The organism is Desulfuromonas sp., from assembly GCF_002868845.1.
In the GTDB taxonomy this organism is placed as follows: Bacteria; Desulfobacterota; Desulfuromonadia; order Desulfuromonadales; family BM501; genus BM501.
Genome location: NZ_PKUB01000018.1, coordinates 1 through 3,471 on the forward strand (window position 1 = coordinate 1; position 3,471 = coordinate 3,471).

The following is a 3,471-nucleotide window of genomic DNA, read 5'->3' on the forward strand; positions in this document are numbered from 1 at the left end:
AGGGGCTGAGGCTCTTTTTCAACCTCTCCGTGCGGATGGGCCTTCTGGATGAAGAGCCCGAGATCAATTTTTTTCAGTAGCGGCTTGCACCCGTCCCCCGTCACCCGTCACTGTCTTTCGATAATCCTCGAGAATCCGGTCGTGATCGAAGCACAGCGGGGCGGGGAGGTCGTTTAGGGAGAAGAGGGCGGCCCGGGCCGCGTCGTCGCCCCCCTGTGGCGTTCCCAGGCCTTCTGCGGTGAAGACGACCGATATGTTGTGCTGTCGTGGGTCGCGCGCCGGGTCGGAGTAGGCTCCGAACTGTTTCAAATTTCCCAGTTCCAGGGCGGTCTCTTCCCGGGCCTCGCGAACGGCGGCGGCCTCCAGGCTCTCCCCATAGTCGACGAAGCCCCCTGGCAGGGCCCAGCCCCTGGGTTCGTTTCTGCGCTCGATAAGGACGATCTTCTCCCCCACCCGGATGATGATGTCCACGGTGGGAATGGGGTTGCGGTAGGCCTCGACCGGGGCACCGCAGGCGGGGCATTTCAGTTCTTTTTTCATAAAACCTCCGCTCCGATAGTCTTGAGTTCCCCGCTGTCCCCAGTGATTCAGGGGGCTTTTACGTTGACACCTCGGGAACAAATCGACTAAAACTAACACACTTTGCCCGGGTGGCGGAACTGGTAGACGCAAGGGACTTAAAATCCCTCGGCCCTAGGCCGTACGAGTTCGATTCTCGTCCCGGGTACCATCTGAAAAAAAGAGCCGGCATTCTTGTCCGGCTCTTTTTTTAACCTTGTGGAATGTCCGGATCTGGGTGATTATTTGAGGAAATTTTTCAACCGCAGAACATAGGAGAAAATCATGGCGTATGCGACAGCCCGGCACATCCTGGTGGATACCGAAGAAGAATGCCTGAAACTTAAGGCCGAAATCGAAGGCGGAGCAGATTTCGCCGATATCGCTCGGTCATATTCCTCCTGCCCCTCGGGTCGCGGCGGCGGCGATCTCGGCTCTTTCGGCCCGGGGCAGATGGTGAAGGAATTCGATGAAATCGTCTTTTCCGCTGACCTGAACACGGTTCATGGGCCGGTCAAGACCCAGTTCGGCTATCATCTGGTAGAGATTACGAAAAGGTGGTGATCCCTCCCGCGCCAGCAGGTTCGCGGGAGTAATGTCGGGTGTCGACAGGAACAGGACAAGTCGAAAGGGATGGCCCGTGGTCATCCCTTTTTTCGTTGTGGACGTCCCCTCTGTGGCGAAGGGTGTGGTGAAAATGCGCCGCGGCAATCACAAAACATGGGATTTCATGTAATCGAAGCCGATTTTTCATCCAACGAGTGCCTTCTGGCGGCCAGAGGCGCCATCATCTCTGCAATGCCAACATCCGCAGTTCCTCGGCAAGGTCCCTGCTGAATTCCGCCATGACCAGGCTCTCTGCATCGACCAGGGCTTCGTAACTCGGGTTCGCCAGAGCCTGCCGGTAATCCCTTTTCCCCGAGCCAAGGATCGTCTCTCCGGAGGCATCACTGACGGCCCACCGGGCGCTGAGCACCGCATCACCGTGCAGGTCGCTGTCTAACTGGATGACCTCCACCAACAGCCGGTAGTCCGGCTTGAAATAGTGTACCCAGGGGAAGAACATGACCTTGTCCGTGCCGAGCAAAAACCCGACGTTGTTGCCGATGACCCGGGCAAGATCCTGCTCGATCATCCCGGCCCAGCGGTGGAACTCGTCGAACTGGTAGCGGCGGCCGCCGAGGCGGGTGGCGATCTGGGATTTTTTCAGGTACTCGGGGACCGTCACCGGGCCGACCCCCAGGGCGAGGTCGAGTTTTGCCACCGGTTCCGCACCGGGGTCGATCTGCTCGATCGAGGCCAGGCTGTAGTAAGCAACCGAGGGGGATTTGCCGCCGCAACCGGCCAACAGAAGAACCAGCAGGCAACACAAGCCGAAAGGCCAGCTTTTCAGGTGGAAAGCCTTCATCATTCCGCCTCCTTGCCGAAGATCACGGCCTGCGGGTTGCGCTCCACATAGTCGATCAGGGCCCTCAGGGATCGAACCGTCGCCGCCATCTCGCTCATGACGTTTCTGGCGTTGTAGTTCAAAGCGGAATCGGGTCCGAGGGTCTTGTCGATCCCGCTCATGGTGGTCTGGAAATCGTCCAGGGCCGCCTTGAGCTCCGGCAGGACCTCCCCGTTGATTCCTCCCGCCACCTGTCCGGCCTCTTCCAGGGTCTCGTGAAGGGCCTTGATCGCCTTGTGCAGGTCCCGGGCGATCTCCCGCAGGGGCATTTTCTCGACCTCCTTGAGGATATTGTTCACCCGCTGGGCCATCTGCTCGAAGGGCGCCGGAAGGGTCGGCATCACCGGGTGATCGTTCCGCGTGGTGACTGCCTCCGGGGGGGCGTCCGGGTAGAAGTCGAGGTCGACGTAGAGCTGACCGGTCAGCAGGTTGCCGGTCTTCAGTTGCGCCCGCAGGCCCTTGTCAACCAGGCGGACCATGTTCTCCACCGTCTCCTCTTCGGGGGCAATATTCTTGGCGCCGCTCGAGGCGACCGTGCCCTCGATGACGGTATCGATGCGTTCCGGCTCTATCAGCGCGAGAACTGCGACGCGGGCCGTCACCTCATCCATGTTGACCTCGAGCTTGACATCCACGACCTCGCCGATTTTGATCCCCCGGATCTCCACCGGGGCCCCGGGGGCAAGGCCGCGCACGTTCTGGTCGAAATACATCAGGTAGTAGCGCTTGACCTGGTAGGCACGTTCCTCGATATCCTCGCGGTTCTCATAGAGTTGAAAGATTCGGTCGTCCTCGGCCTGATCTGCCGGCGTAAGGTGATCGGGGAGGTCGAAGGCGATCCCGCCGAGCAATATCGAGACGAGCGACTGGGTGTCGACCCTGACCCCCTCCGTGTCCAAGGTGAAATCGATCCCGCCGGCATTCCAGAAACGGGTGTTCTGGCGGATCTTTTCGTGGTAGGGGGCATTGACGAAGATCCCGATATCGACCGCTTCGGCCGATTCGTCGAACCCGAATTCGACCACCTGGCCCACCTTGATCCCCCGGTAGTAGACCGGCGACCCGATATCGAGAGAGCCGAGAGAGGCCGACTCGAGAAGAAAATGACGGCCGGGCATGTGGCCGGTCAGTACCGGCGGCTTCTCAAGCCCCTTGAACTGGCGGGTCGGTTTGCCCTCCTTCGAGGGGCTGCAGCCGATGTATGCCCCTGAAAAGAGGGTCCCCAGCCCGGTCACTTCGCCGGCAGCAACGCGCGCCCGCACAACCCAGAACCGGGTTTCGTCCGTCATGTAGACCTCGGCCCCTTTCTGCATCTCGGCAGTCACCACGACCTGTTCGGTTTCCGTGTCGAGTTCGATGTCGGTGACTTTCCCGACCTCTACATGTTTGAACTGGACCTTGGTTTTGCCTGCCTCCAACCCCTCGGCCGACTGGAAAACGATGGTTATCTCGGGGCCTTTTTCGGA

At 60.0% G+C, this 3,471-nt stretch carries 4 protein-coding genes and 1 tRNA gene; 2 read left to right on the top strand and 3 right to left on the bottom strand.

The genetic code is table 11. The features are described from left to right. Positions 1–63: 63 nt before the first annotated feature. On the bottom strand, positions 64–540 hold the full coding sequence (locus C0617_RS05100; RefSeq protein ID WP_291315936.1) for an NUDIX hydrolase: 477 nt from the start codon (positions 538–540) through the stop codon (positions 64–66). A gap of 104 nt (positions 541–644) precedes the next feature. Here C0617_RS05100 and C0617_RS05105 point away from each other — a divergent pair. Both C0617_RS05105 and C0617_RS05110 read left to right on the top strand, forming a co-directional pair. Beyond that, positions 645–730, top strand: a tRNA-Leu gene (locus C0617_RS05105). A gap of 113 nt (positions 731–843) precedes the next feature. Further along, entirely contained in the window at positions 844–1,122 is a 279-nt protein-coding gene (locus tag C0617_RS05110; RefSeq protein ID WP_291315937.1) for a peptidylprolyl isomerase, read from the top strand. A gap of 223 nt (positions 1,123–1,345) precedes the next feature. Here the strand turns inward: C0617_RS05110 and C0617_RS05115 are convergent, their stop codons facing one another. Together C0617_RS05115 and C0617_RS05120 are read right to left on the bottom strand one after the other, a co-directional pair. Next, a complete protein-coding gene (locus tag C0617_RS05115; RefSeq protein WP_291315938.1) occupies positions 1,346–1,969 on the bottom strand; it encodes a PqiC family protein in 624 nt (207 codons plus the stop codon). Next, positions 1,966–3,471 (bottom strand): MlaD family protein (locus C0617_RS05120; protein WP_291315939.1); only part of this gene is annotated, 1,506 nt, incomplete at its 5' end. The genes C0617_RS05120 and C0617_RS05115, both read right to left, overlap by 4 nt.

Bases quoted from the DNA above. Each gene is read 5' to 3' on its own strand.
- C0617_RS05110 (WP_291315937.1), top strand. From the start codon at position 844: ATGGCGTATGCGACAGCCCGGCACATCCTGGTGGATACCGAAGAAGAA.
- C0617_RS05100 (WP_291315936.1), bottom strand. From the start codon at position 540: ATGAAAAAAGAACTGAAATGCCCCGCCTGCGGTGCCCCGGTCGAGGCC.
- C0617_RS05115 (WP_291315938.1), bottom strand. From the start codon at position 1,969: ATGATGAAGGCTTTCCACCTGAAAAGCTGGCCTTTCGGCTTGTGTTGC.